Raw genomic sequence first — 25,658 nt, 5'->3', positions numbered from 1 at the left:
CGTTTGTCATGCCAACATGTGGGAGCGAGCTTGCTCGCGAAAGGGCCGTTACAGGCGCAGCAGATGGGTTGCCTGACACAACGTCTTCGCGAGCAGGCTCGCCGCCACGGATAACAATAAATTCCATGCCGTCATTACGTAGTGTCGTTCTATGATTTTCAGCTCCTACGCCTTCCTGCTGGTGTTTTTCCCGCTGGTCTATCTGTTGTTTCTGGTGCTGCGGGCCTGGCGGCTGGAGCGGGCGGCGTTGGCGATGCTGGTCGTGGCGTCGCTGGTGTTCTACGGCATGTGGAGCTGGAAGTACCTGGGGCTGCTGCTGGGCCTGATTGTGATCAACTTCGTGCTGGGCAAGCAGCAGGTGCGCCATCGCGCGCAGGCGAAGGTGTGGCTGATCGTGGCGGTGGTGTTCAACCTGTCGGTGCTGGCGTATTTCAAGTACGCCGGGTTCTTCCTCGGGTTTCTGCCCGAGTCGGCCACCTGGCACATCATCCTGCCGCTGGGCATTTCGTTCTTCACCTTCCAGAAGATCGCCTGGCACGTCGATCTCTATCAGCGCCGCCTGCCGGACACCGGCACCGTGCTGCAATACAGCTTTTTCGTGTGTTTCTTCCCGCAACTGATCGCAGGCCCCATCGTGCACGCGCGCACGCTGTTTCCGCAGATTTCGGCCGGCTGGTTCAATCGCCCGCTGACCTGGCAACTGGGCCTGTGCCTGCTGACCCTCGGGCTGATGAAGAAAGTGCTGCTGGCCGATCCGCTGGCGCCGGGCGTGGCGATGCTGTTCGACAGTGCGCAGGCCGGCCACGCCCTGTCAGCGCCTGAAGTGCTGTTGGCAGGCCTCAGTTACGGCCTGCAGCTGTACTTCGATTTCTCCGGTTACGCGGACATGGCCATCGGTCTTGGTCTGATGTTTGGCATCAAGCTGCCTGCCAACTTTCGCTCGCCGTACAAGAGCGCGTCGATTGTCGAATTCTGGCGGCGCTGGCACATCACGCTGTCGGGGTTTCTGCGTGACTACCTGTACATCCCGCTGGGCGGCAATCGCCACGGGCGGCTGCGCGCCAATGGCAACCTGCTGATCACCATGCTGCTGGGCGGCCTGTGGCACGGCGCGGGCTGGCAATTCATTCTGTGGGGCGGGGTGCATGGCGCCTTGCTGGTGATCAACCATTACTGGCGGCACCTGAGCCGCTGGCGTCTGCCGCGGCTGATTGCCGTGCCGCTGACGTTGCTGGTGGTGATGCTGGCGTGGATTCCGTTTCGGGCCGACTCGCTGACCACCAGCCTGCACATGTTCCAGGGCCTGACGGACTGGCGTCTGGGCGGCGCGTTCGACCTGTCGCAGCTACTGACGGAAGTGGCGACCATGCAGGTGGTCAAGACGCTGCCCTGGGTCTGCGCCGCGCTGCTGGTGCTGGTGCTGGTCACGCCGGGCAGTCGTCGCCTGAGCCTCAAGCTGGGGGCGACCGGTCGTGGTGTGCTGGTAGCGGTCGGTCTGTTCATGGTGCTCAAGGCCCTGGCCGGTGCGCCGGACCGCGCCTTTCTGTACTTCAACTTTTGAGCCGGATCATGAAGCGATCAGTGAAAACGACGCGTTTTGTCTGGGGGCTGGTGCTGGGCCTGGTGCTGGTGGTGGGAGCGTGGCTGGCGCTGCTGGCCGGGCAGATCGGTCGCGAAGTACCCAGCACGCAGTGGGTCGAGCAGGCCTACGCGCACAAACTGGCCGTCGCCGACGCCATCCGGCAGCCCAAGCTGGTGGTGGTGGCAGGTTCGGCGTCGATGTTCGGGGTTGATTCAGGCGCGCTGGAGCAGGCGTTCGGCCGGCCGGTGGTGAATCTGGGGGTCAACGCGGGCATTCTGCCGCCGTACATCCAGCAGTACGCGCGGCAGGCGATCAAGCCCGGCGACTGGGTGCTGATGCCGGTCGAGTACCCGATGTACCACGAGCGCTATTCGATCAATCAGTCGTTCATTGATTACTGGTGGACGCACCCTGGCTTTCGGCGTCTGGACGTTAATGTGCCGCAGCTGGCCCAGGTGCTGTGGCTGACGTCGGTGTACCGCGCACTGGCGGGTTATCGCGGCCTGCCGCAGGGTTTTGCCGTCAGCGGGCTGTACGGCCCGCAGAACCTCGATCAGCGCGGCGACCAGGTCAACAGCCAGGCGGCGCAGCAGCAGGTCTGGATGCGTGAGCTGGTCGAGCGCTCGAGCGTGCAGGACTACGGCGCCAATGCGCGCACCTGGAACGCCAACTGGGCGGGCTGGAAGGCCCTGGCCGATCAGGTCACGGCCGCAGGCGGCTGCGCGGTGTTCGTGCCGCCACCCATGCTGGACCGCGAGGCCTATCACCGGGGCGAAGAGTTGCGTTATTACCAGTCGCTGCCTGACGTCGCACGTCAGCAAGGGTTGAACTACATCGGCTCACCTTTGCAGACGATGTACCCCATGGACAGGTTTTTCGACACCAACTACCACCTGAACGCTGAATCCCGCGCGATCTACACCCGGCAGCTGCTGGAATGGACACGCCCGGCGTTCGACGCGTGCCGCTCATCGACCCCGACACGCCCTACCGAATAGTGGGAGATACCGCCGCCTTTTCGGTGCTGCGCGATCTCCCGGCAAACACCAGGTTTGAGTTGCACCCGATAGTTTGGGCAGGGCACCTATCCCGGTGGGAGCGGACTTGTCCGCGAATACGGTGTTTCAGCCGCTGAATAGTTGTCGGATGTACGGCTCCCTTCGCGGACAAGCGGAACGCCGCCCGGTCCGCTCCCACGGGGTTTGTTGCGCGAAAACGCGGTTTCGTGGGAGCGAGCTTGCTCGCGAAGGGGTCAGCGCTGCGTCGGAGATGCCGGAGCCTCAGCGCCCCAGCACGTTGCGATAGATATCCAGCGTCTGCTGGGCGCAGCTGTTCCAGGTGTACTGACGAGCCCTGGCCAGGCCGAGTTCGACGCGTTGCGCACGCAGCGTTTCATCGGCCAGCAGGTCGCGCATGGCCGCACTGATGCTGTCGACGTCGTAGGGATCCACTGCCCAGGCCGCGTTGCCCGTCACTTCCGGCAACGAGCTGCTATTTGAGGTGATCACCGGGCATTGTGCCGCGAACGCTTCAATCACCGGCAGACCGAAGCCTTCGTACAGAGACGGGAACATCAGGGCGCCTGCGCTTTGCAGCAAGGCCATGACCTGCGCCTGGGGCAGGTAGCTGAGCCAGCGGCCTTCGCCACGTGCCTCAAGTGCCTGCAACTGAGGCATCAGGTCTTCGTTATTCCAGCCGTCACGGCCCACGATGATCAGCGGGTGTTCCTTGCGCACGTCGGCCGGCAGCTGCTGAAACGCCTGCAGGATGCGTGGCAGGTTCTTGCGCGGTTGCAGCGTGCCTACAAATAGAAAGAAGCCGGGACGCAGGCCGTGCTGGCTCAGGACGGCTTCACACTGCTGCTCGTCGATGCGTTCGAAGTACACCGGATCCACACCCAGTGGCGTCACGCTGATGCGTTCCTCGGCCAGGCTCAGGTGCTCGATCATGTCGCGCTTGCTGTGCTCGGAAATGGTGATGACGTGGTCGCACTGACGAATGCTGGTGTTGAACAACCAGCTCTTGAGGCTGCGCAGGTCGTTCTTGATCCATTCGGGGTGCAGCATGGGGATCACGTCCATGACCGTGGCCACAGTGGGCACCCCGGCAATGCGCGGAATATGGTGGTCGGTGGCGTGAAACAGGTCCACGTCGCGGCCGATGGCCATCGAGTTGGCCAGGGGCAGTTTGAGGAAGCCGCTCAACAACGCGTGGACCGGAAACCGCACGGCCAACGGTTTGGGGATGCCGCAATCAAGCGCTGGCAGGTCGCGACCAAACGCATAGGGTTTGATGTGCAGGTTGCGCTCGCTGCTGTGCGCCAGGTCGTTCAGACCGTGCCACAGGGCTTTGGAATAGGTGCCGATACCGTCCAGATGCCCGGCGCGTTCGCCACCCGACCAGACGCTACAGCTAAAGCCAATGTTCATTCTTCGTTGCTTCTCGATTCGGCGGAGAGGGAGCGTCGCGGGGCCCGACGTGTCGGGCCTTACTCAGGGTCAGGTCAGGCGCTGTGCAGAACCTGTTGTCGCCAGTAATCGAGCAGTTCACGCAAGGTGTCCTGCAAGGCGATCTGCGGTTGCCAGCCTGTGGTTTCACGCAGCAGACGGGCATTGCCTACGGCCACCGGAATGTCCGACGGGCGCAGGCGTTCAGGGTCCAGTTCGACGTCGATGTGCGCCGTGCTCAACGCCAGCAACTGGTCGAGCATGTCGCGAATCCTGCGCGAGTGGCCGCTGGCAACGTTCAGGCACGCCGGATGGCCGGGCTTATCGGTCAGCTTCAGCAGTTCGAGGTAGGCGCTGCACACGTCCTGTACGTCCAGGAAGTCGCGTATGGCGTCCAGGTTGCCGACCTTGAGCACCGGCGCCTGTTTGCCAGCCTCGATCAGGGCGATCTGGCGGGCGAACGAGGCCGTCACGAAGTCCGCACTCTGTTGGGCGCCGATGTGGTTGAACGGCCGCGCAATGACGCCTTTGACGCCCTGGCGGAAATACTCGCGAAACGCGGTCTCGGCGGCCACCTTGCTGGCTGCGTAGGGGTTCAGCGGCTGCGGCGGGGTGTTTTCGTCCACGCTGTCGGCGGTCTTGAACGCTGCGCCGTAGACTTCCGAGGAGCTGGGAAACAGCACGAAGGCCTCGGGCGCGTGCTGTTTGACGGCCTCAAGCAGGTTCATGCTGCCCATGACGTTGGTCTGCCAGGTCAGCAAAGGGTTCTTGAAGCTGGTGGGCACGTGGGAAACCGCCGCCAGGTGCACAACGTATTCAGGGCGGACCCTGGCCACGGCACTGGCCAGCGCTTCGGTGTCGCGGATGTCGCATTGCAGGTGGTCGTCCGCCGTGCTCTGGGCCGGGCTCGACTGGCCGCTCAGGGCGGTGACGTGGAAGCCTGCCTGTTGCAGACGGCCGGTCAGGATCTTGCCGACAAAGCCGTTAGCACCTGTGAGTAGTAAGGGTCGCATCGAGTTGTACTCCTTCACGGGGCTGTAAAAAATCCAGTTGGGCGAGCCAAAGCACTAACGCCTGCTTCAGGTTCTCGCGCTCGTAGCGCATCAGGTTGCGATGCCCGGCATCGATCAGCTTTTCACGCAGGCCAGGCTCGGTGTTGAGGAAATGGCAGGCCATCGCGAAATCGACCGGGTCGTCGCTTTCCAGCAGTAAGCCGCCTTCACCCAGCGTGTCGGGAATATTGGAACGCGCTTGTGTGACAACAGGCAGTGAGGCGTAGTTGGCTTCCAGCAAGGGCATGCAGAACCCTTCATGGGCACTGGCGCACCAATACTGATGGGCGTTGCTGTACAGCCAGCGCAGCTCGGGCTCCGAGCATTTACCGACCAGCAGCACGTGCTCCTGCAGGCCCAGGTTCAGGATGTGCATCTGCAGGCCGCGGGCGTAGGCTTCGCTGGTTGTGCCGCCGACGATGATCAGGCGCTGCGGCGACTCTTCAGAGGCCTGCTGGTTCTGCAACAAATGATAGAACGCTTCGATCAGCAGGTACTGGCGCTTGTTCTCGGCCAGGCGTCCGACTGCCAGGTAAAAGCGGGTACCGGCGGGCTGGTCGGCCATAAATGCTGGCTGGCTCATCGGGCCTTCCAGGCGACGGGTGTCGACCAGCAGCGGCAGTGTCTTGCTGCGCTCGTACCCGGCCAGCTCCAGCTCGCTCTGGTTGAGCGGCGAGTCGGCCAGGGCGTGAACGAATTCTTCGCGCCAGTCACGCAACTGGGTCAGGCCCAGTTCGGCATAACGGCGCAGGCCGCTGCCTTCGGGGAAAAACGCCGGCGGCGTGATGTTGTGATAGACCAGCGCCTTGGGGCATTGCTGCAGCATCAGCCACGGGCCGTGATCGTGGCCCATGGAGTGGTGGTACATCAGCAGGTCGCAACGCGAGGCGTGGAAGGTGCGGGCAGGCAGCACCTGACCGATCATCTGTTCCGGGATCGAGAAGCTGTAAATGTCCGATTCGTAGCCCAGGTCGTGCAACAGGCTGCGGGTGAACAGCAAACCGTTGGTCACGCCGTCGCCAGCGGCGACGGAGGGTGCAAATTGATCGATCCGCAGTGGTTTCATGACGCGCTCTTGCTCGCCGTGACCGCGTAATCCTGCGGGCCGTAGAACAGCGCGTCGCAACGGCGTGCCACTTCGCTGTCTTCGTTCAGGGCGTATTCGCGCGGAATCGGGTTCAGGCGGTGGATCTGCACGTCACTGAAGCCTTTGAACTGCACCAGAAATTCGGTGAAGGCCGGCGGCAGCGGATGGATGTGGGTCGGGTCGGTGTAGAAGTGCGTGGCCGCAGACACAATGTTTTCCGGGTTCGGCGTTTCGAAGATGATCACACCGCCCGGCGCCAGAACGCGCTGGCACTCGTCGAGCAGGGTGTTGAACTGCTCGAAGCTCAAGTGCTCGATCACGTGGAACGCCGACACTGCTGCGACGCTGTTTTCCGGCTGGTTGGCCAGCCAGACCAGTGCGTCTTGCTGCACGGCCTCTAGACCCTGCTCGATGCACGCTTCGACGTTCATCGAGTTGAGGTCGATGCCGATGCGCGCAAACGGCGTGGGCAGCATGTTCAGCCATTCGCCACGGCCACAGCCGATGTCCACCAGTGGCAGACCGGCGTTGAGCGGGGCCACGCTGTCGAGGATCGGCAGGTAGTAAGACTGACGCTCGCGGATGGTTTCGGCGTCGCCGCGGAAACGGTTTTCGAACGCCAGGTAGAAGCTGTCCGGAATGCTGCTCGGCACGCCCGACGAAGCGGCGGCCGGCACCGTGGCAACCACGCTGGCCTCGGCATTGCTGCTGGCACTGGCGGCCACCTGACGCGGCTGGCGTTCAAGGTGAGCGAGGCGGGCGCGCAGTTCCTGCTGGGTGCTGCGCTCCTGATTCAGCTCGGCTTCGAGGCGCTTGAGTTCCTGTTCTTTGTGTTCGAGGGCGCGCTGGTGCTCATCAAGCAAGGCCCGCTGCGCGTTGACCTTGAATTCATGGGCATCCAGTGAATCCTGCTGGGCCTGCAACGCACGCTGCTGGGATTGCAGGAAGCTGTTGAGCTCGTCCAGGTGCAACTGCTGACCGCGTTGCAGATCCAGTTGCGCATACAGCTGGGCCTGCAGGACGTTGAACTGGTCGCGGCTGGCGAGCAGGCCATCGCTTTGCAGTTTGTTCTGACGGCTGAGCAGGTCCAGACGCGCCACGTAGTAGCGGTTGCGCGACTCGATGGACGCCACGCTGTAGGCACTGAGCAGCAGTTTGCCCAGCACAGGAATGCGGCGCAGGGTGTTCTTGAGTTTGGCGCGGCGCAGGCCGTGCACTTCGGTGTTGTGTGCGTTGCCTTCCGGCGAATAGCGCAGGGCGGCAAGGATTTCGAACTTGTCGAAGCCCGAACGCAGTTGATGCAGGCCGTGCTGGATTTCACTGGCCTCGGCCTTGCGCCCCAACAGGGTCGGGTAGGCGGCACGCATCAGCGCTTCGTCGTCGAGCTGGATCAGCTCCATCCATTGGTACGGACGGTCGTAGACCTCGGCCGGTGACGGGTCGAACGCTGGCAGCGCACGCTCGCGGGTGTCGAGCTTATAACGCTGAACCTCTGCTTCGATGCGACGGTTGAGTTCCTGGAAGTCGAGGTCAGGGTTATTGGGTATGAGCATTGCGTGCAATTCCGTTAGAAATATCTGTTGGCGCGTGCAGTTCTTCCAGCGTGGCTGCCAGGTCGCAGATGCCGCCAAAGAAGGTCCCGGTGATACCGGCCACTTCAAAGCCAATGGCGTTGTCGTGCCAGTGGAAACAGTTGATCGTGTGATCCGCCCCGTCGTGCAAGGCCAGGGTGATGGTGTATTTGCCAGGTGCCAGGCGCATCGGGAAGCGATAACGCAGGGTCTTGCGCTCGCCGGCGAGCATGGCGATCGGATGACCCAGGTAATGGCTGTTGGTGCCGAAGATGTCCTGACCGAAGCGGTCGCGGATCATCAGGCCCAGGGACACGTCGGGCAGGTCGACCTGCGCGGCGACGGTCACTTCCAGGACGCCGGTGTCACCGTTGGCCAGGATCGTGCTCTGCGAGTTCAGGCCCTTGAACACGACGTTTTCCATGGCCGCCTGACGCGAGCCATAGCCATGCTGCTCGACCTGCAGGCGTTCGCTGTAGTCGTCGTCATCGGCGCCGAGCAGCTGGTTGTAGATGTTCACGGCGTCTTCGGGATGGCCGTCGGCAACCACTTTGCCTTCGCTGAGCACGATGGCGCGGTCGCAGATCATCTTCACCGCGTTCAGGTCGTGGGAGACGAAGATGATCGAGCCGCCCTTGGCACGAAACTCCTTGATGCGGCGCATGCACTTCTGCTGGAAGTGACCGTCACCCACCGACAGGGCTTCGTCGATCAGGAAGGTGTCCGGGTCGGCATGGATGGCGATCGAGAACGCCAGGCGCATGTTCATGCCCGAGGAATAGGTGCGGATCGGCTCGTGAATGAACGCGCCCAGCTCCGAGAACTCGACGATCGAGGCGCGACGCTCCTCGATCTGCTGGCGTGTCATGCCCAGTAGCAGGCCGTTGCCGACGATGTTCTGTGCGCCGCTGAGGTTGGGGTCGAAACCGGTGCCCAGCTCCAGCAGGCCCGTGACCCGGCCGGTGATCTTGATCTGGCCGGCGTCGGGCAACAGCACGCCATTGAGCATTTTGAGCAGGGTGGATTTACCCGCACCGTTGCGGCCGAGAATGCCCAGCGTTTCTCCGCTGGCCACGCTGAACGTAATGTTATCCAGCGCCTTGTGGGTGCGGTGGTAACTACGGCGCATGACAATTTCTTTGAGCCGGTGCCAGGGTCTGCTGTAGAGCTTGAACTCCTTACAGACGTTTTCCACTTCAAGCATGCGTACAACTCTTAATTTGGGGTGTGTTGTTCAGAACGAACCTGGCCCGCCGCAGCAGGGGTGGGCGTGGCGACGTGAATCATGGGCGCGAAGCCTAACATGTGTGGCTGTTGTGAGCATTCAAAGTGTGCTTAAGACTCATGCACCGGCGTTTGATTCAACACCCTGTGTATTTAAATACACGGGTGTCAAATCCACGCACTTGAGTGTCAGGCCCGCACAATGACGCACCGCATTAATCGCGCTGTTCTATCGATAAGGTCTGAATACCCAGGCCCAGTTTCCGGTTATCGCCATTCATGCCTAGTTGCGCCGGGCTGACCGCCTGGGGAACCTCGATGATGAGACTGCTTGCCCGTTCCGGGTTATCCAGGTGCAACAGCAGTTCCTGATCCTGTTCGCTCAGGGTGAACGGCACGCGGGTGCTGCCCACACGCAGGATGAAGTCCTTGCCGATGTTGGGCCCGAAGGCGTGAGCGGTCAGGCGCACATCAAAGGTCTCGGGCAGTTGCCGGGCGAACGTCAGCACGACCTCGTCGTCGGTCGACCAGCTGCCCCAGCTCTCGGGCGTGGCCAGGCCCTGCGCCTGGGTGATGACGCCGGGCCATTGGGCGTTGCGCAGGTCAATGATTTCATTGGCGCTGATGCGGGTCAGGGTGAAGCCCGGCATGATGACCTGCGGGCGACCATTGGCCTGCGGTACGTAACTGCCGATGGACAGCAGCCACTTCTTGTTCTCGGGCAGGCCCTTGAAGTCGTAATGATTGCTCTCGTCCACTGGCGCAGGGGACACCTCGGTGTTGTCCAGGTAGAACGAGGCCTTGATCAATCCGCCCAGGTCGGCGCCCATGATTAGCACTTGGGTGCGTTCTTCTGCCGACAGGTACTGGCGCGTGAACAAACCGGCGCGGTCGAAGGTGTCCGGGATCAGGTGCAGGCGCTGTTCTCGGGTGACCCAGTAACTGGTCAGCAGGATAGTCAGCGGCAGCGCCAGGTAGACGAAGAACCTCGCGCCCCAGCGGGTCTGGTAGACCCAAGCGCCCAGCGACAGCACGGCCAGCGCGCTCATGAAGTAGAACGAGCCTGTGTGGAACAAAAAGCCCCGCAGCTCGGGGCTGTCGATGATGCTCGGTTCGAACGGGGCCATGGCCGTGTAGATGGCGTACACCATCGGCAGGCCGATCAAGACGGCCAGCACGGCGCGCCAGCCACGTGCCTGACCTTCTGGCGCGGCATACAGGCGCGAGGCGACCACGATCCAGGTCAGCGGGAAGATGAAGTCGTAATAGCGCATGTGCAGGCGCGTGACCGACTCGTAGACGCTGGTGTTGACCACCGACGCGGTGAACAGGCCGACCACGGCAATCAGGTTGGCGAACAGCAGCGTGGCCAGGATCGCCATCTTTTGCGCGTTGTCAGGTTCACGGCGGGCAAACACAGCCTTGCAGACCGCGTGGATCACCACCGCCATTGGCAGACCGACGATCAGGCACAGGGCGAGCAGGTGACCTCTGACGCTCTCAAGGCCCAGGGTCAGCAACTGGATGATGCGGTCCATCCCGGAGGTCGTGGACGAGGCAATCTTGCTGTACGACGGGCCGAAGAAGGTCAGCCCCGCCGGGCCTGCAATCAAAAAGCTGATCACGAACTTGGCGACCAGCGCGGCCAGCAGAAAAGCCCCCAGGTTGCGCAGGGTCATGCGCAGGCTGCTGTCGCGTGCGGTGGCCGACACGTAGCCGATGTAAATCAGTACCGCAGGCACAAACAACATGGAATGCGGCTTGATGAGCGCCGTGCAGCCCAGCGTGAAACCGGCGATGGCCCAGTCCTGCGCGAACCCCGGCCGGACCCTGAAAATGCTCCACATGAACACCCAGAAGCCCAGGAAATAGAAGGCTTCTGGCATGTAGTTGGTGGTGTAGCTGTTGATCGGCGCGAGCAGCGCGCACACCGTGATGAGCAGGGCTGGCACGGTGTTCATCACCCGCCGCGCGACCAGATACAGGAAGGGCGTGGCGCAGGCAAAGAAGAACGCGTTGAAGATTTTCGCGCAGCCCAGGAAATCGGCCGCGCAGTGGTTGGTCAGGCGATACACCGCCAGGTACAGATACCCCGGAATCATCGAGTCGGACAGCGGAATCAGCCTGGAGTAGCGGCTGTAGGTGTACTCATCGGAGAAGATGAACGGGTACAGGCCGCTGTTTTTCAGCGCCAGGGCAAGGAAGAACGCGATGCCGATGAAAAACAGGATGTAGAGGTTGCTGGGCGATTCCCGGGTGGAGCGATTCATTGCCAATGTCCGTATCAAACGCATTCAAAAATAAAAGAGGTTGCCGACGGCCAGGGCGGCGCAGGGCCGTCAGGTCTCAGGCCCTGTACACCGAGACGCAAACCCCCAGTGCAATCAGTGCCGCGCCGGCGAAGGTGTTCCAGTTCAGGGATTCGCCCAGGAAGAAGTGCGCCAGCAGCGGGACGATGAAGAACGCCATGGCGGTGAAGGGGTAGGCGATGCTCAGCGGCGTGGTCTTGAGCGCGAACAGCCAGAGCACGGTCGCACCGGCGTAGACCACCAGGGCAATGATCAGCTTCACGTTGACCATCGCGCTCCAGAGGCCCGCCATCGAGAACTCGACCGTGGCCGAGGCCAGCTTGAACAGGATCTGACCGGTCGCCAGCGCGATGACGGTCAGGGAGATGAAGACAAATTGCGATAAAGACATCATGGCCTCTTTTCCAGTTGCAGCTGACGGCGCTTCTGGTACTTCTTGTGGATGACGCGATCGGGGACCGAGCTGATGTCATAGGACAGGAACGCCAGCACGAACTGGATACCGATGATGATCGGCAACGCAGAAAACATGATGGTGCCCAACGGCGTCGGCTCGTGGGTGTAGCTGGAACTCGCCCAGTGGTAAAGACCGAACCCGCAACCGAACACGATCATCGCCAGGCCCGTGGGCATCTCGATGGACGCCAGCGACATGTCGCGCAGGTAGTAGTTGTAGAACACCCGCTTGAACGTGTTGCGCGCGTGTTTGCGCAGAAACTCGCCAATGATTTTCGAGATCTTCAGGTTGCTGACCTCGTCTTCGTACTTGGCGTCCATGGGGATATCGACGGCCACGGCACGCAGGGTGTTGAGCCGGAACAGAATGTCGGTCTCGAAAAAGTAGCGCTGGCTGATCTTGTGGAACGGCAGATGGCGCGCCACTTCGCGGTGAATGGCGGTGTAGCCGTTGGTGGGGTCGAACAGGTTCCAGTAACCGGAGGACAGCTTGGTCATGAAGGACAGGACCGCATTGCCGAACAGTCGCATCTTCGGCATGGCGCTGATTTTTTCCAGGTCGTAGAAACGGTTGCCTTTGGTGTAATCGGCTTCGCCGTTGAGAATCGGGTCGACGAAGTTGGTGATCAGCCCCGGGTCCATCTGACCATCGCCGTCGATCTTGACGATGATGTCGACGTTCGCCGCAATGGCTGCCTGATAACCGGTCATCACCGCACCGCCCACACCCTGATTGACCGTGTGGCGCAGAATGACCACGCGTGGATCGATGCAGTGTTCGGCTACGTAATCGCCTGAGCCTTCAGGGCAGCAATCATCGACCACGAAAATGGACGACACCTCCGGGCCGATCTGGGCAATGACCGAGAGAATTTGCTGACGCACCTTGTAGCAGGGGATAACGACGGCGACCTGACCTTGCATGATTACTCCTTTTGCCCTCTGCCCGATTTATCAAGCGACGTTTTATAGAGGGGTATCGCTTTTACGTGTAGGGATATTCCCTATCCTGTGCCAGCAAAAAAGCCACGGATCGTAGCAGATCGCCGAGTTTTTCTTAAATGACTATTTTTATTGTCGGACAATAGGCCTCTTGCAGTTTGTCTGTTTCCAGTATTCGCGGGACAACATCAGAACATCATTGACCGACGCTTATAACCAGGCCGTTTATTTTTTTCAGCATTAAGTTAGTTGAATTTGGTCTAGCGTCGGGTTAGACAACCCGCGCTCATATCGTTAGCGTGGCCCTGTGCAAGTGGGACTTCACGCGCAGACCCTTGAAAAGCCAACCCCCTTTTATAGTCGTAAGGACGTCCGAACTCACCGGATCCTGTTCGATGACTTATGCCTGTCTGAAACACGGCTGATTGCTCGCTATCAGCGATGTGCCGCCTGTTTTCAGAACAACAGGAGACCGTTCGGCGCTTCACGTACATCGTCAGGTGATACCGCGCTGGGCCGTCGTCGATCTGAAATAAAGAACGCGTAATACATCATTAATCACCGCGATTCAGTTGTTCCACTAAGGAGTAGTACATGAGCACGCAAACTGATCTGGCTGAGCTGTACACGACGTTTTTCAACCGCGCACCGGATGCGGGTGGACTGACCTATTGGACGAATGCAATCACGACTGGCCAGTTGACCCTGGCGCAGATCGCTGAGAACTGGACCACCCAGCAGCCCGAAGGGCAGGCTGCCTTTCCTGCGACCCTGACCGATGCTCAGTTCGTCGAAAAGGTTTACGGCAATATTCTGGGCCGCACCTCCGATGCGGACGGTGCCCAGTACTGGCTGGACCAGCTCGGCAACGGCACGCTGAGCCGTGATTCGTTTGCGCTGACCCTGATCAATGGCGCCAAGGCCAATACCTCGGCCCAGGGCGTGCTCGACAACACCCTGATCACCAACAAAGCCACTGTTGGCGTCGCTTACGCCGACAAGGGCCTGAACGATACGACGCTGGGCGCCAAGGTCCTGTCTTCGGTCAGCACCGACGCCGCCAGCGTCTCAGGCACCCTGGCGATTATCTCGTTGATTCCCTCGGCTACCGCCGGCCAGACGGCCGCTGTCCTGGCGTCGGCCAATCAGTTGCTGACCAACCTGGCCACCTTGATCACCACCGCGCCAGGCGAAGTGGCGGATGCCTCGACTTACCTGCAGACCCTGGCCAGCGGCGCGACCAGCAGCACCAACATCGTGACCCTGCTCGACAACGCCAGCACCCTGCTGACCTCCGCCGCCACCAACCCGGCTGCGCTGGACAACCCGGCGGTGCAGGGCAGTGCGGCAGTGGTCGTGGCCACGCCCGGGACGGGCGGTGGCGGTACGCCAACGCCTACTTTCACTGTCACCGAAGACCTCAATGGTGCGCTGACGTTTGGTGGCACGGCAACGGGTGACATCACGTTCACTGTCACGAACGGCGAGGCCACCTTCCTGCGCGGCGGCGTTGCTGCAACGCCAGCCATTGACGTGTCGACGATCACGGACACTGGCGGCGTAGCCGTCAAGCTGGCTGCGAACGTCACAGGCTTGTCGTTTGCAGATGCAACCAAACTGACGTCCCTGACCAATGTCGATCTGAACAACAAAACACTCAGCCTTACGGGTGTGCAAGCGTCTGATGTGGCCGGTGCCCTGGCCCTTACGGGCGTGATTGCCGTCGCTGCCGCGTCCGGCGACGCGGCAACTGCGCTTACACTGAATGCCGAGAGCCTGTCCAAGGTTTCAGGCTTTACCAACATCACACTGGCGGACACCAGTGCGACGATCAATACCAATCTGGCTGCGCTGCTCAGCAATGCAAATGTGCTTGCCATTGATTCGACCGAGAACACGACGGCAATCAACCTCACTGCCGCTCAAGGGGCCCTGACAGCCAATACCGACAAGTTGGCCGCTGGCGATCAGATCACGGTGGTGGACACCTCCGCGAACATCAACAGCAACCTGACCGCACTGCTGGCCGACGCGAAAATCGACAGCATCGATTCGAGCCAGAACACGACGGCACTCAACCTCACCGCCGCTCAAGGGGCTTTGACAGCCAATACTGCCAAGTTGGCCGCTGGCGATCAGATCACGATTGTGGACACCTCCGCGAACATCAACGGCAACCTGACCGTACTGCTGGCCGACGCGAAAATCGACAGCATTGATTCAAGCGAGAACACGACGGCACTCAACCTCACCGCCGCTCAAGGTGCCCTGACAGCCAATACTGCCAAGTTGGCTGCTGGCGATCAGATCACGGTTGTGGACACCTCCGCGAACATCAACAGCAACCTGACCGCACTGCTGGCCGACGCGAAAATCGATAGCATCGATTCGAGCGAGAACACGACAGCAATCAACCTCACCGCCGCTCAAGGGGCTCTGACAGCCAATACTGCCAAGTTGGCTGCTGGCGATCAGATCACGGTTGTGGACACCTCCGCGAACATCAACAGCAACCTGACCGCGCTGCTGGCTGACGCGAAAATCGACAGCATCAACTCCAGTGAAAATACGGTCGCTATCGACCTGACGAAAGCTCAGGCGACCACTGCGAACCTGCTGAAACTGAGTGCTGACGATCTGGTGACATTGAACGCTGCTGGCGGTGACAGCTTCAGCTTTTTGACCAACGTTGACAAAGTGAACACCGGTGCTTCCAACGTGACCGGTGCCGCAAGCACGTCGGCCGCCACCGTCGATGGAACAGCAGGTAACCAATGGTTCTTCGCAGCGAATGTGGGTGGGGTATCGACCGCTGACGAGCTGACGTTCTATAACACCGCTACGTCATCTGCAGAGAAAATAGTACTCAGTGGTGTCACCAGTGTGTCTCTGGACACCGCCGGTGTATTCAACCTGACGCTTGAGGTCGTGTGATAAACAAGAGAGTTATACGGCTGTAAAAGTCACTCTAGATAAATACCCTCACCCTTAATTGGTGGGGGTATTTTTATGTGAGGACATCACTGCTCGGTGATTGATGTATTCAGGGCCGTGTAACGGTTATGGACTCTCCGATTAAAAATAAACCGGCATGGCGGAACACATCTATCTGTCTTTCTGGCCATAGCATCAGGCGCACCACTCCCCGCCTGAGTATTCTGAGCGTCACAGCACATTTACAGGCCCAATAAAAACCCCGCTTTCCAGAAGAAAGCGGGGTTTTTTTACGCCAGCAGATCAGGTGCTGTTGTTACACCAGCCACAGACCGTTGTTCAGGTCGGGGGCCACGTTGGCGATGTTTTCCTGGCTTTCAGAGAACGACACCAGAACTTCAGCCGCCGTCATGCCGCCGCTCATCTGGCCATTCCAGTACTGCAGGCCGCCTGCATCGGCGTCGCGGTGCAGTACGTGCTGGTAGAAGTTGTTGATCAGCGAATTCTGGTCCTGACCCGGGTTCAGAGCCTTGAACTCGGCGCTGTCGACAAAGCCCTTGGCCACTTGCTGCAGGCTGCTGCCTTTGTCCAGATCGTTGATCCAGTATTTGAGGCCGTCGTTGTCCGGCTTGCGGTCGAACGCGGCCTGGTACAGGCGATAACCGGAACCGGCGTTCTGGCCGGCATTGATATCCACTGCCAGGGTGCCGTCGTCGAACTGGACGCGTTCGATGTTGACGAGCGAGTCGGTCTTGCCCAGGCCGTCCAGACTCAGACCGTTGCCGCTGGCCTTGACGACGAAGTCGTTCTTGGACGCGCTGTAGTAGACGGTGTCGGTGCCCGCACCGCCATCGTACTTGTCATTGCCCAGCCAGGCGTTGAACAGGTCGTTGCCGCTGGAACCGATGTACGTGTCATCGCCTTCGTAGAAGGACGTTGGAACCGAGCCCGACAGGTTGTAACCCAGTTCAGAGACGGTCATGTAAGTCGAGCCGTCCTTGGAATAGGAGATCTCGGAGACGCGCCCCATCAGTTGAGTACTGCCGTAGACAAAGATGCCTTTCAGGTCCGCCGAGTAAGAGCCATCGCTGAAGCCGATGTGAGTGCTGGTAGCGTCGGTGACTGTACCGGTCACGCCGACATTGGCGGCTTTGCTCACATCAAAGTTGGTGAACGGCTGATTATAGGTAACGCGTGCCATAAGGATTCCTTATCCTGAAGGTAGAGGTAAAAGTATTGAGGTGTCAGACCAGCCACAGGCCACTGTTGAGTGCCGCGGCGGTGTTGCTGATGTTTTCCTGACTCTCGGAAAACGAAACCAGTACTTCATGTGTGCTCATGCCTTCGGCCATGGCACTTTTCCAATACTGTGCGCCCGCTTCGTCGGCGTCGCGGTGCAGCACGTGCTGGTACAAGTTGTTGATGATCGACGTGGCATCGTTGCTGGGGTTGAGCGTCTTGAATTCGGCGCTGTCGACAAAACCTTGAGCGATTTGTTGAAGGTTGGCGCCTGTGTCCAGTTCGTTGATCCAGTACTTCAATCCACTGGTGTCAGGCTTGCGATCAAACGCGGCCTGATACAGGCGATAGGCCGAACCTGCGTTTTCGCCAGCCTTTACATCCAGCGCCAGAACAGAGCCCGGGCCGAAGTCGATACGCTCGATGTTGTTCAAGGTGTCGGTGCCGCCGTCATGACTGACGGTGTACGTATTACCGCTGGACGGGATCGAGACGTCATGTTTGCCACCGTTGTAATACACGGTGTCGATGCCGGCGCCGCCATCGAACGCATTGTTACCGGCGCCGCCTTTGAGCACATCATTGCCGGCAGAGCCGATAAGGGTGTCGTCGCCTTTGAGTATTTCGGTCAGGGCGCCATTGATGTCGAAGTTACCGATGTATTCGGCCATGACCCCGGCGTCGAGATTCAAACCGCTGACTTCGTAATACGCGCCATTCTGATAAGCGACAGTGGACGTCAACACGCCGCCGGACACTTCGCCATTGCTGAACTGGAAGGAACCGAAGTAATCCTGGGTTCTCACACCGTCAGTGGCTTGTATATGGCCTGCGTCAACAATGGGGAAGGTGCCGTCCCATGCTTGAAGGGCGTTCATGTCGATGGGCTGATAGAGTTTCAGGGTTGCCATTGATCTTCCTTGGTTGAGGCAGACCTTCATGCACGCACCTGGAATACAGTCCCGATGACGCGGCATGGAAGCTGAGGTTGTATCACCGATGATACAAATTGTTTATCAAGTGGGACGTCGGACTTTCTGCGATGGGAATAGTTCCCGAGTAGCGGGGCAATGTTTACCGTTCATCGCGGCGTGTCGCGGGCATCTATCCGTATTGCATCCCCTCTACAGCCCCCGGATAATGCGCCCCTCGCTACGCCCCCGTGGCACAAGAATGGAGCATCTATGTTTACCCCTGTAATCCTGGCCGGTGGCAATGGTTCGCGTCTGTGGCCGCTGTCGCGCCAAAGCTTTCCCAAGCAGTTTCTGGCCCTTGACGGTCAGGATCAGGGAACGATGTTTCAGCGCACACTCGCTCGTCTGCAAGGGCTTGAGCACTCGCCGGCCGTGGTGGTGAGCAACGAGAACCATCGTTTCATCGTCGCCGAGCAACTGCGTGTGGCGAAGATGGCCAGCCGCCGTGTGATCCTTGAGCCACTGGCGCGCAACACGGCTCCTGCCATCGCGCTGGCTGCGCTGGAAGCGACCGCCGACGGCACGGACCCGATCCTGCTGGTGCTGGCCGCCGACCACCACATCCATGACGAAGACGCTTTCCGCCAGGCGGTCCGTGTTGCCCAGGCACATGCCGAGGCCGGTCGTCTGGTGACCTTCGGCATCACACCGACCCACGCCGAAACCGGTTTTGGCTATATCCAGTGCGGTCAGTCCATCGCCCAGGGCGGTTTCGACATTGCCGGCTTCAAGGAAAAACCGTCCCAGCAAATGGCCGAAGAGTATCTGTCTTCGGGTATCTACCTGTGGAACAGCGGCATGTTCATGTTCCGTGCCTCGGTGTTCCTGACCGAACTTGAGCAGCACCGCCCGGATATCCTGGCCGCTTGCCGTGTGGCACTGGAGCATGCCGAGGCGGACAACTACTTCCTGCACGTGCAGGCCGAGCAGTTTGCGCTGTGCGCCGACGAGTCGGTGGACTACGCGGTCATGGAGCACACGGCCGCCGGTCTGGTCGTGCCGCTGGATGCGGGCTGGAACGATCTGGGCAGCTGGGCTGCGATCTGGGACGTGGGCCCGCACGATGCCAACGCCAACCGCCTGGAAGGCGACGTGATGGCCATCGATACCCGCAACTGCCTGGTGCAGTCGCACCACCGCCTGGTGGCCACGGTCGGTGTCGAGAACCTGATCATCATCGAGACCAAGGACGCCATCCTGGTCGCCAACAAGAACGACAGTCAGCAGGTCAAGGACGTGGTCAAGCGTCTGCAGGCCGAAGAGCGTCCGGAGTTTGTCACGCACCCGCTGGTCAACCGTCCGTGGGGCCACTACGACACGATCGACATGGGCGAGCGTTATCAGGTCAAGCGTATCAGCGTGCTGCCGGGCGAATGCCTGTCGCTGCAGATGCACTACCACCGCGCCGAGCACTGGATCGTGGTCTCCGGCACCGCCAAAGTGACGTGCGACGATCAGGAACTGATCCTCTCGGAAAACCAGTCCACCTACATTCCGCTGGGCGTCAAACACTCGCTGGCCAACCCCGGCAAGGTGCCGCTCGAGCTGATCGAAGTGCAGTCCGGCTCTTATCTGGGTGAAGACGACATCGTGCGCTTCGAAGACCGTTACGGGCGTCTGAAGAAGTAATCAGGTGCTGCAACCTGAGCGGACCCTGTCTGCTCAGGCTCAGTCAGGTTGTCGCTGTGCCAGGCAGTAGAAAATATCGCCTGGCAGCAGCCTGAGCATCGGCAGCGCCAGAAGAAGCGCTACATAAGCAGCCTGCTGCGTCAGAGGGCCAAGGCCTTTGACCAGCGCAATGCGGGCATGCAATCCCTTCAGAACCAGCGTAGGCAACCGTCCTCTCTCCATGAGAGTGAACCCCTGCATGCCCAGCAAACGTTCAAGGTTGGCGGGGTTGAAGTAATGCACGTGGGGGGATGGCAGGTCTTTCTGCCAGAGCCTGTTGAATGGACCCTGCATCGAGTGCTGAGCCAGCCATTTTGCCTGTCGGTAGAAGATCCCGTTACTGTTGGGCAGATTCAACACCAGTAATCCGCCTTCGTTCATATGCCGGCGGCAGGTGTCGAGGGTCATCCTGATGTCTGGAATGTGCTCGATCACGTCATTGAAAACGATGACATCGAACGTTTCACCTTCCTCCAGGGCCTGCGGGAAATAGCCGTGCCGCACGGGCAGACGCTTGTCCAGACGTTCAAGCAATTGCTGGTCAGGTTCGATACCCGTCACGTCGAAATCCTGTCGCGCCAGGTCCAGAAACCACCCATGGGCGCAGCCTACTTCCAGCAAGCGACTGCCTTGCTTTTTCAAGGCGTTGATACGGCTGAGCACGGTTTGAAAGTTTCGGGTTCTGAGAGTCTTCAGGCCTGCTTCGCGTTTGCTCTCGTCAATCAGTTCATGAGCAGGGCTGGAGTTGATCACGGGCTCCAGAGTCGAGCCATTCGTAATGGCAGCCCGAACAGGTTAAATGCCAGGTGTAGATACCGCGTTGCAGCGTGGTTTGGCAGACAGGGCATAGTCGTGTGCTCATGGCGGGCGGTCCCTTAAACATGACGATGATGTTTTACAGGTGCATGCACTGCCGAAGTTCGCATGTATGAAGCCTAGTCAGTTGTTTTAGCGCCATGGCAACCCGATGACGAGCGCAACTTGCTGGCGCGCAAACACAGAAGTGTCGCGGGCCCAGGATGCAAATATGTGCACGGTTTCGCAGCGTGCAAATCCCGGACGGACTGCGCTCATCCCGACTATGCTTTTGCCGATAACGTCGTACAACCCACAGATCGGTGCAGTCATGTTCAATACTCGCTTGAAAAAGGAATTACAGGCACAGCAGGCCGAGTTATCGATGTACCGGCAGATGCAGAAGGGGATCGATGCCCGCATGGTGGGGCTGACCCTGGACGCCAGTTACCGGATCACCCACGTCAATGACAACTTCCTCAGGATGCTGGGGTATAGCAGCGATCAATTGCTGGGGCGTGAACTGGACGGGTTGGTGCCGGCTTACGTGAAGCAGCTCGATTGTTATCGCAATCTCAGGGCCGCCGTGCAGAAGGGCGAGTCGGTTATCGATAATTACCGTTTCCTGCGCTCCGACGGCAGTCTGGCGTGGATCCGCGCCATGTGGCAGCCGGTCCTGGACGACAGCGGCAAGCTGATGCACCTGCAGTGTTTTGGTTCTGACATCACTCAAACCGTTGAAACGGCAGCCGAGAACTCGGCGTTCATTCAGGCCTTGCTGCGCTCCACAGCGGTGATCGAGTTCGATCTGGGCGGTCACGTGCTGACCGCCAACGAGCAGTTCCTGCGTGGCATGGGTTACAACCTGGCGCAGATCAAGGGCAAGCACCACAGCCTGTTCTGTGATCCGCAGGAAGTGAGCCAGGCCTCGTACAAGGATTTCTGGGCCACCTTGAACCGTGGCGAGTTCGTGGCCAGCCGGTTCAAACGGGTCGACAGCAGCGGCCGTGATGTGTGGCTCGAGGCGACCTACAACCCCGTGCATGACGCCCAGGGCAAGCTGTACAAGATCGTCAAGTTCGCAACCGTAGTGACCGATCAGGTCGCCCGCGAGGAAGACGTCAGCCAGGCGGCGAGCGTGGCTTTCGAGATTTCCCAACAGACCGACGTCAGCGCCCAGCGCGGCGCGGACGTGGTGCAGAACACCGTGCAGACCATGCGCAAGATCTCCCAGGAAATGGAATCGGCGTCCTCCGGCATCGAGGCGCTGGGCAAGCAGTCATTGCTGATCAGCTCCATCGTGCAGACCATCGGCGGTATCGCTCAGCAGACCAACCTGCTGGCCCTCAACGCGGCCATTGAAGCGGCGCGTGCCGGCGAGCAGGGCAGGGGCTTTGCCGTGGTGGCCGATGAAGTGCGGCAACTGGCTGGCCGTACCAGTGCGGCCACCGAGGAGATCGTCAGCGTGGTGCAGCAGAACCAGGCACTGGCCGACGAGGCCGTACGCGGCATGGCCAACAGCCGCGTCCAGGCCGAACAGGGCTTGCAGCTGGCCAACGAGGCGGGGTCAGTGATTGTCGAGATTCAGGAAGGCGCCAAACAGGTGGTGGGTGCCGTAGGGCGGTTTGCCAATCAATTGAAGTGATGAGCCTGCACCTGGTTTCTGGCAGGGACTTGACCTTCAGGGGGATGAAAAGCCACTGTGGCAGTCCCTACTATGGACAGGCGAACTGACGTGACTCAAGGCCTCAAACCCGGCGAAAACACCACCCTCGACGCGCCCGGTGGGCAGGTCGTGGTCAGCCATGCTGCCGATGCTCATCTGGACGTCAATCTGACGGCTTTTCTGGTGACCGACAGCGGCAAGGTCATTGATGACAGCGGCATGGTTTTTTTCAATGCCCCCGAGCATGCGTCAGGGGCTGCGAGCTTCGCAGCGCCCGTGACGCAAGGCGGCACGGTCAGCCACAGCATCGGTTTCGACCTTTCGCGCCTGCCTGCCTCGATCAGCAAAATCGCGATCACCCTGACTCAGGATGGCGCGGGCGGCGGCTTCGCCCAGGTGCGCGATCTGGTGGGGCGTGTCACGGTCGGCGCGCAGGTTCTGGAGCTGGCGCCCGTGTCCTTCGATCAGGAGACCGGCATCATTGTGCTTGAGTTGTACCTGCGCAATGGCCAGGCCAAAGCCCGCTCCGTGTGGCAGGGTTTCGCCAGTGGGCTGGCCGGGCTGTGCGGCCTGTATGGCATCGAGGTCGAGGAGCAGGCACCCGCACCCGCTGCACCTACGCCGCCTGCCACCCCCGTGAACATCGCCAAATCCATCGTCACGCTCGACAAACCCGGCAGTACGCACAAGGTCACGCTGGAGAAAGGGCCCACCGCACCCCGAGTGATCAAGGTCAGTGCGACCTGGATCGACAATGGTGACGATGAAGACAACGACGACCTGGACCTGCGCATCGGTATCCTGCGCCCTGACGGCCGTATGTCGATCATTCAGGCACCCGACAAGCGTGGCGCTTTCGACCTCGACCCGTTTGTGTTTCACACCGGTGACGTCGTCGTTGCCAGTGCATCGGAACCGGCGATGGAGACCGTCGAGATCAACCCGCAGATTTCCCGGCACATGGGCGGCAAGGTGGCGCTGGTGTGCAGTGTTTATTCGGCGGTCGATAACGGCGATGTTTCCGTGGCGTCGCTCAAGCCCCGCATGCGCATGGAATACGGCAATCAGGTCGTGGAGTGCGCGTTCGAGTTCAAGCCGGGCGCCTATGACGACGAGAGTATCTATACCTATGTCATCGGTTTGATCGAGATCGATCAGGAGTCCATTGTGCTCAGCCCTTCCGGCGTGACCTCCGAAGACTGCAGCGAGGCAACGCCCTGGCTTGCCTGGAACAAAGGCACCCTGAAACTCACGATGGACGGCCCTGAGGTGTTCAAGGGTGAGCCGCTGGTTGCCAGTGACGGCAAGGAATACGTCTAGCGCCGGTTGTCGAGCGCAGTGTGTCTACACCTGCGCTCGATGCGCCACCGATCTTCGCGTGCATGCCAGAGGGTCAATCCGACTCACCGTTCGGACAGACCGTGTGTTGTCTTGCGGTCAATTGCCTTCCAGCAACGTGCGCAACATCCATGCAGCTTTTTCATGGACCTGCATGCGCTGTGTCAGCAGGTCGGCGGTGGGTTCGTCGCTGACCTTGTCCAGCAGCGGGAACAGGCTGCGTGCGGTGCGCACGACCGCTTCCTGACCGTCTACCAATTGCTTGATCATCTCGGCGGCGTCAGGCACGCCGGGCTCTTCCTTGATCGAGGAGAGGCGGGCGTAGGTCGAGTACGTGCCCGGTGCCGGGAAGCCCAGGGCGCGGATACGCTCGGCGATGGAATCGACCGCCGTGGCAAGCTCCGTGTACTGCTCTTCGAACAGCAGGTGCAAGGTACGGAACATTGGGCCGGTGACGTTCCAGTGGAAGTTGTGGGTTTTCAGATACAGCACATAGGTGTCGGACAGCAGGTGCGACAGGCCGTCGACGATCTGTTGGCGATCCTGCTCGTTGATGCCGATTTCAATACGCATGTCAGTCCTCAAGGGTCAGGTGTGTTCAGAAGTTGAGGCCATTCTAGAAAACGCAGATCGCCAGCGGAAATCACCGTTGGCAATGGTCACCATCCAGACAACCTATGGGATGAGTCAGGCGATGACCTGTCCATCAGCCTCTGGGCGCTGTACGAAAAGTGGCTGCGCTCGGTGATGGGGCGTTAAAAACAGGCTCGTGCGCGAGTCCGATCGGAATGCTCATTGACAGCACGTAGAGTCGAACGCGACCCTGGCCGTTCTTCGCCTGTTTTTGCCCTGCCTGACCCTCACTCGCCGACTTTTCGTACAGAGCCTAGGTCGCAGCGCCCGCTTGGGCCACAATGGCGGCTTTTACCCTCAAAGCTGCTGCGGCTGTACAAGGATTCGCGCTGATGACGTTCTCTTTCAAACCCTGGCACCGGCGCCTGGCGCTGGTCCTGCCGCTGGCAGCGATGCTGGCGGCGTGCGACACGTCCGACAAGCCGGTTACCCCGCCCAAACCGCCTCACACCACCTACACCCAGGCCAGTTGGGAAGCACTGCCCACCGTCTCCGATGCTGATCTGCAGGCCGGTTTCAGCGCGTGGCGCAGCGCCTGTACACGTTTGAAGGCAGACGCGGTCTGGGGGCCGACCTGTGCGGCAGCCGCCGGTCTGTCGCCTGCGCCGGACGCAGAACAGATCCGTACCTTTCTGAACAGTCAGCTGCAGGTCTACAGCCTGCGCGCTGAAGGCGGCAGTGCCGATGGTTTGATTACCGGCTATTACGAGCCGGTCTACCCCGGCAGCCTGACGCAGACCGCCACCGCCACTGTGCCGGTGTATGGCGTCCCGGATGATCTGGTTGTGGTTAACCTGGACAGCATCTATCCCGAACTCAAGGGCAAGCGCTTGCGTGGGCGTCTTGAGGGGCGCGTGCTCAAGCCCTATGACGATGCCGCCACCATCGCCGCTCAGGGCCTCAATGCCCCTGTGGTTGCCTGGCTGACCGACCCGATGGACCTGCAGTTTCTGCAGATTCAAGGGTCGGGGCGTGTGCGCCTGGACGATGGCTCGCAGGTGCGCCTTGCGTACGCCGACCAGAACGGTCGCCCCTATAAAGCCATTGGCCGCTGGCTGGTGGAGCAGGGCCAGTTGAAGAAGGAAGAGGTGACCATGGGCGCGATTGCTGACTGGGCCAAGGCCAATCCGCAGCGCGTCCCCGAGCTGCTGGGCAGCAACCCCAGTTATGTGTTTTTCGGCCGCAACCCGGACAGCAATGAAGGCCCGCGTGGTTCGCTCAATGTACCTTTGACGGCGGGTTACAGTGTCGCGATCGACCGCAAGGTCATTCCGCTGGGCAGCCTGCTGTGGCTGTCGACCACGCGTCCGGATGGCAGCAGCGTGGTACGCCCGGTGGCCGCCCAGGACACCGGTGGCGCCATTGCTGGCCAGGTGCGTGCCGACCTGTTCTGGGGAACGGGCGAGGAGGCGGGCAAGCTGGCGGGCGACATGAAACAGAAGGGCAATATCTGGCTGCTGTGGCCCAAGGGAATGGCGTTGCCTGCAACCGAGTGACGCCCTGTCGGTTGCTTATTTAGATAGCTAGATATCTAGCTATCTAAATATTTTCTATTCTCAATACTCTGAATTTAAAAGGGTTTTCTGGCGTGGACTCAGGATCGCTGGTGAGTTGCTGTGGGAAAAAAAGAGAACAGGCCCCGTTTCAGCCTGTCTTTTTCAGCCGCAGGCTCAAGTTTTCAAGCCGGCAGCCGAAAAAGATCGTCAACATTTTAAAGTCAATAAAATGCCGTTATTTTTCA

19 protein-coding genes and 1 pseudogene are annotated in these 25,658 nt (G+C 60.3%); 8 read left to right on the top strand and 12 right to left on the bottom strand.

What is annotated here, in order from left to right:
• The first annotated feature begins 151 nt into the window (after positions 1 to 151).
• Both BUB69_RS24485 and BUB69_RS24480 read left to right on the top strand, forming a co-directional pair.
• The gene (locus BUB69_RS24485) at positions 152 to 1,561 is read left to right on the top strand and encodes an MBOAT family O-acyltransferase (RefSeq protein WP_024694771.1); all 1,410 of its coding nucleotides are present in this window, start codon (positions 152 to 154) and stop codon (positions 1,559 to 1,561) included.
• A gap of 20 nt (positions 1,562 to 1,581) precedes the next feature.
• A complete protein-coding gene (locus BUB69_RS24480; RefSeq protein WP_245825322.1) occupies positions 1,582 to 2,580 on the top strand; it encodes a hypothetical protein in 999 nt (332 codons plus the stop codon).
• A gap of 282 nt (positions 2,581 to 2,862) precedes the next feature.
• Here the strand turns inward: BUB69_RS24480 and BUB69_RS24475 are convergent, their stop codons facing one another.
• The 8 genes from BUB69_RS24475 to BUB69_RS24440 form a co-directional block, all read right to left on the bottom strand.
• Positions 2,863 to 4,011 carry a glycosyltransferase family 4 protein gene (locus BUB69_RS24475; RefSeq protein ID WP_073171810.1) on the bottom strand — a complete coding sequence of 383 codons (1,149 nt, stop codon included), beginning with the start codon at positions 4,009 to 4,011 and terminating at the stop codon, positions 2,863 to 2,865.
• A gap of 74 nt (positions 4,012 to 4,085) precedes the next feature.
• Positions 4,086 to 5,042, bottom strand: coding sequence for a GDP-mannose 4,6-dehydratase (locus tag BUB69_RS24470; RefSeq protein ID WP_073171807.1), 957 nt, complete (start codon positions 5,040 to 5,042; stop codon positions 4,086 to 4,088).
• Positions 5,014 to 6,147, bottom strand: coding sequence for a glycosyltransferase (locus BUB69_RS24465; RefSeq protein WP_073171803.1), 1,134 nt, complete (start codon positions 6,145 to 6,147; stop codon positions 5,014 to 5,016). The genes BUB69_RS24470 and BUB69_RS24465 overlap by 29 nt, the downstream gene beginning before the upstream one ends.
• Positions 6,144 to 7,721 carry a class I SAM-dependent methyltransferase gene (locus tag BUB69_RS24460; protein WP_073171800.1) on the bottom strand — a complete coding sequence of 526 codons (1,578 nt, stop codon included), beginning with the start codon at positions 7,719 to 7,721 and terminating at the stop codon, positions 6,144 to 6,146. The genes BUB69_RS24465 and BUB69_RS24460 overlap by 4 nt, the downstream gene beginning before the upstream one ends.
• A complete protein-coding gene (locus BUB69_RS24455) occupies positions 7,705 to 8,943 on the bottom strand; it encodes an ABC transporter ATP-binding protein (RefSeq protein WP_073171797.1) in 1,239 nt (412 codons plus the stop codon). The genes BUB69_RS24460 and BUB69_RS24455 overlap by 17 nt, the downstream gene beginning before the upstream one ends.
• A 235-nt stretch (positions 8,944 to 9,178) precedes the next feature.
• Complete coding sequence (locus BUB69_RS24450; protein WP_073171793.1) at positions 9,179 to 11,233, bottom strand: ArnT family glycosyltransferase; 2,055 nt, start codon at positions 11,231 to 11,233, stop codon at positions 9,179 to 9,181.
• Positions 11,234 to 11,309: 76 nt separating this feature from the next.
• Entirely contained in the window at positions 11,310 to 11,666 is a 357-nt protein-coding gene (locus BUB69_RS24445) for an EamA family transporter (RefSeq protein ID WP_024693968.1), read from the bottom strand.
• Positions 11,663 to 12,652, bottom strand: coding sequence for a glycosyltransferase family 2 protein (locus tag BUB69_RS24440; RefSeq protein ID WP_073171789.1), 990 nt, complete (start codon positions 12,650 to 12,652; stop codon positions 11,663 to 11,665). The genes BUB69_RS24445 and BUB69_RS24440 overlap by 4 nt, the downstream gene beginning before the upstream one ends.
• A gap of 612 nt (positions 12,653 to 13,264) precedes the next feature.
• On the opposite strand from BUB69_RS24440, the gene BUB69_RS24435 reads away from it, so the two are divergent.
• Positions 13,265 to 15,604: a beta strand repeat-containing protein gene (locus BUB69_RS24435; protein WP_073171786.1), complete on the top strand. Its 2,340-nt coding sequence runs from the start codon at positions 13,265 to 13,267 to the stop codon at positions 15,602 to 15,604.
• Positions 15,605 to 15,920: 316 nt separating this feature from the next.
• On the opposite strand, the gene BUB69_RS24430 is transcribed toward BUB69_RS24435, so the two are convergent.
• Both BUB69_RS24430 and BUB69_RS24425 read right to left on the bottom strand, forming a co-directional pair.
• Positions 15,921 to 16,805, bottom strand: a complete 885-nt coding sequence (locus tag BUB69_RS24430; protein WP_073171783.1) for a DUF4214 domain-containing protein — start codon at positions 16,803 to 16,805, stop codon at positions 15,921 to 15,923.
• Between the two features lie 43 nt (positions 16,806 to 16,848).
• Positions 16,849 to 17,754 (bottom strand): DUF4214 domain-containing protein, encoded by a 906-nt coding sequence (locus BUB69_RS24425; RefSeq protein WP_073171779.1) that lies wholly within the window; start codon positions 17,752 to 17,754, stop codon positions 16,849 to 16,851.
• Positions 17,755 to 18,027: 273 nt separating this feature from the next.
• Between BUB69_RS24425 and BUB69_RS24420 the strand changes: the two genes are divergently transcribed.
• Positions 18,028 to 19,446 carry a mannose-1-phosphate guanylyltransferase/mannose-6-phosphate isomerase gene (locus tag BUB69_RS24420; protein ID WP_073171776.1) on the top strand — a complete coding sequence of 473 codons (1,419 nt, stop codon included), beginning with the start codon at positions 18,028 to 18,030 and terminating at the stop codon, positions 19,444 to 19,446.
• Between the two features lie 39 nt (positions 19,447 to 19,485).
• Here BUB69_RS24420 and BUB69_RS24415 read toward each other — a convergent pair whose 3' ends face one another.
• Positions 19,486 to 20,238, bottom strand: a complete 753-nt coding sequence (locus tag BUB69_RS24415) for a class I SAM-dependent methyltransferase (RefSeq protein WP_175561844.1) — start codon at positions 20,236 to 20,238, stop codon at positions 19,486 to 19,488.
• 214 nt (positions 20,239 to 20,452) lie between these two features.
• Between BUB69_RS24415 and BUB69_RS29750 the strand changes: the two are divergent.
• The 3 genes and pseudogenes from BUB69_RS29750 to BUB69_RS24405 form a co-directional block, all read left to right on the top strand.
• Positions 20,453 to 21,337: pseudogene (locus tag BUB69_RS29750) on the top strand (PAS domain-containing protein); the annotation flags it as partial.
• A complete protein-coding gene (locus tag BUB69_RS29745; protein ID WP_419198405.1) occupies positions 21,320 to 21,925 on the top strand; it encodes a methyl-accepting chemotaxis protein in 606 nt (201 codons plus the stop codon). The pseudogene BUB69_RS29750 and the gene BUB69_RS29745, both read left to right, overlap by 18 nt.
• Positions 21,926 to 22,015: 90 nt before the next feature.
• Complete coding sequence (locus BUB69_RS24405; RefSeq protein ID WP_073171773.1) at positions 22,016 to 23,266, top strand: TerD family protein; 1,251 nt, start codon at positions 22,016 to 22,018, stop codon at positions 23,264 to 23,266.
• Between the two features lie 117 nt (positions 23,267 to 23,383).
• On the opposite strand, the gene BUB69_RS24400 is transcribed toward BUB69_RS24405, so the two are convergent.
• On the bottom strand, positions 23,384 to 23,857 hold the full coding sequence (locus BUB69_RS24400; RefSeq protein ID WP_073171770.1) for a Dps family protein: 474 nt from the start codon (positions 23,855 to 23,857) through the stop codon (positions 23,384 to 23,386).
• A gap of 392 nt (positions 23,858 to 24,249) precedes the next feature.
• Here BUB69_RS24400 and mltA point away from each other — a divergent pair, with 392 nt between their 5' ends.
• Positions 24,250 to 25,413 (top strand): murein transglycosylase A, encoded by a 1,164-nt coding sequence (mltA, locus tag BUB69_RS24395; RefSeq protein ID WP_073171766.1) that lies wholly within the window; start codon positions 24,250 to 24,252, stop codon positions 25,411 to 25,413.
• The last annotated feature ends 245 nt before the right edge of the window (positions 25,414 to 25,658 follow it).

It is taken from the genome of Pseudomonas asturiensis, from assembly GCF_900143095.1.
GTDB lineage: Bacteria > Pseudomonadota > Gammaproteobacteria > Pseudomonadales > Pseudomonadaceae > Aquipseudomonas > Aquipseudomonas asturiensis.
This window is presented reverse-complemented; position numbering and strand designations above follow the sequence as displayed.

Bases quoted from the DNA above. Each gene is read 5' to 3' on its own strand.
- BUB69_RS24430 (WP_073171783.1), bottom strand. From the start codon at position 16,805: ATGGCACGCGTTACCTATAATCAGCCGTTCACCAACTTTGATGTGAGC.
- BUB69_RS24425 (WP_073171779.1), bottom strand. From the start codon at position 17,754: ATGGCAACCCTGAAACTCTATCAGCCCATCGACATGAACGCCCTTCAA.
- BUB69_RS24475 (WP_073171810.1), bottom strand. From the start codon at position 4,011: ATGAACATTGGCTTTAGCTGTAGCGTCTGGTCGGGTGGCGAACGCGCC.
- BUB69_RS24455 (WP_073171797.1), bottom strand. From the start codon at position 8,943: ATGCTTGAAGTGGAAAACGTCTGTAAGGAGTTCAAGCTCTACAGCAGA.
- BUB69_RS24440 (WP_073171789.1), bottom strand. From the start codon at position 12,652: ATGCAAGGTCAGGTCGCCGTCGTTATCCCCTGCTACAAGGTGCGTCAG.
- BUB69_RS24470 (WP_073171807.1), bottom strand. From the start codon at position 5,042: ATGCGACCCTTACTACTCACAGGTGCTAACGGCTTTGTCGGCAAGATC.
- BUB69_RS24435 (WP_073171786.1), top strand. From the start codon at position 13,265: ATGAGCACGCAAACTGATCTGGCTGAGCTGTACACGACGTTTTTCAAC.
- BUB69_RS24400 (WP_073171770.1), bottom strand. From the start codon at position 23,857: ATGCGTATTGAAATCGGCATCAACGAGCAGGATCGCCAACAGATCGTC.
- BUB69_RS24445 (WP_024693968.1), bottom strand. From the start codon at position 11,666: ATGATGTCTTTATCGCAATTTGTCTTCATCTCCCTGACCGTCATCGCG.
- BUB69_RS24450 (WP_073171793.1), bottom strand. From the start codon at position 11,233: ATGAATCGCTCCACCCGGGAATCGCCCAGCAACCTCTACATCCTGTTT.
- BUB69_RS24485 (WP_024694771.1), top strand. From the start codon at position 152: ATGATTTTCAGCTCCTACGCCTTCCTGCTGGTGTTTTTCCCGCTGGTC.
- mltA (WP_073171766.1), top strand. From the start codon at position 24,250: ATGACGTTCTCTTTCAAACCCTGGCACCGGCGCCTGGCGCTGGTCCTG.
- BUB69_RS24465 (WP_073171803.1), bottom strand. From the start codon at position 6,147: ATGAAACCACTGCGGATCGATCAATTTGCACCCTCCGTCGCCGCTGGC.
- BUB69_RS24460 (WP_073171800.1), bottom strand. From the start codon at position 7,721: ATGCTCATACCCAATAACCCTGACCTCGACTTCCAGGAACTCAACCGT.
- BUB69_RS24420 (WP_073171776.1), top strand. From the start codon at position 18,028: ATGTTTACCCCTGTAATCCTGGCCGGTGGCAATGGTTCGCGTCTGTGG.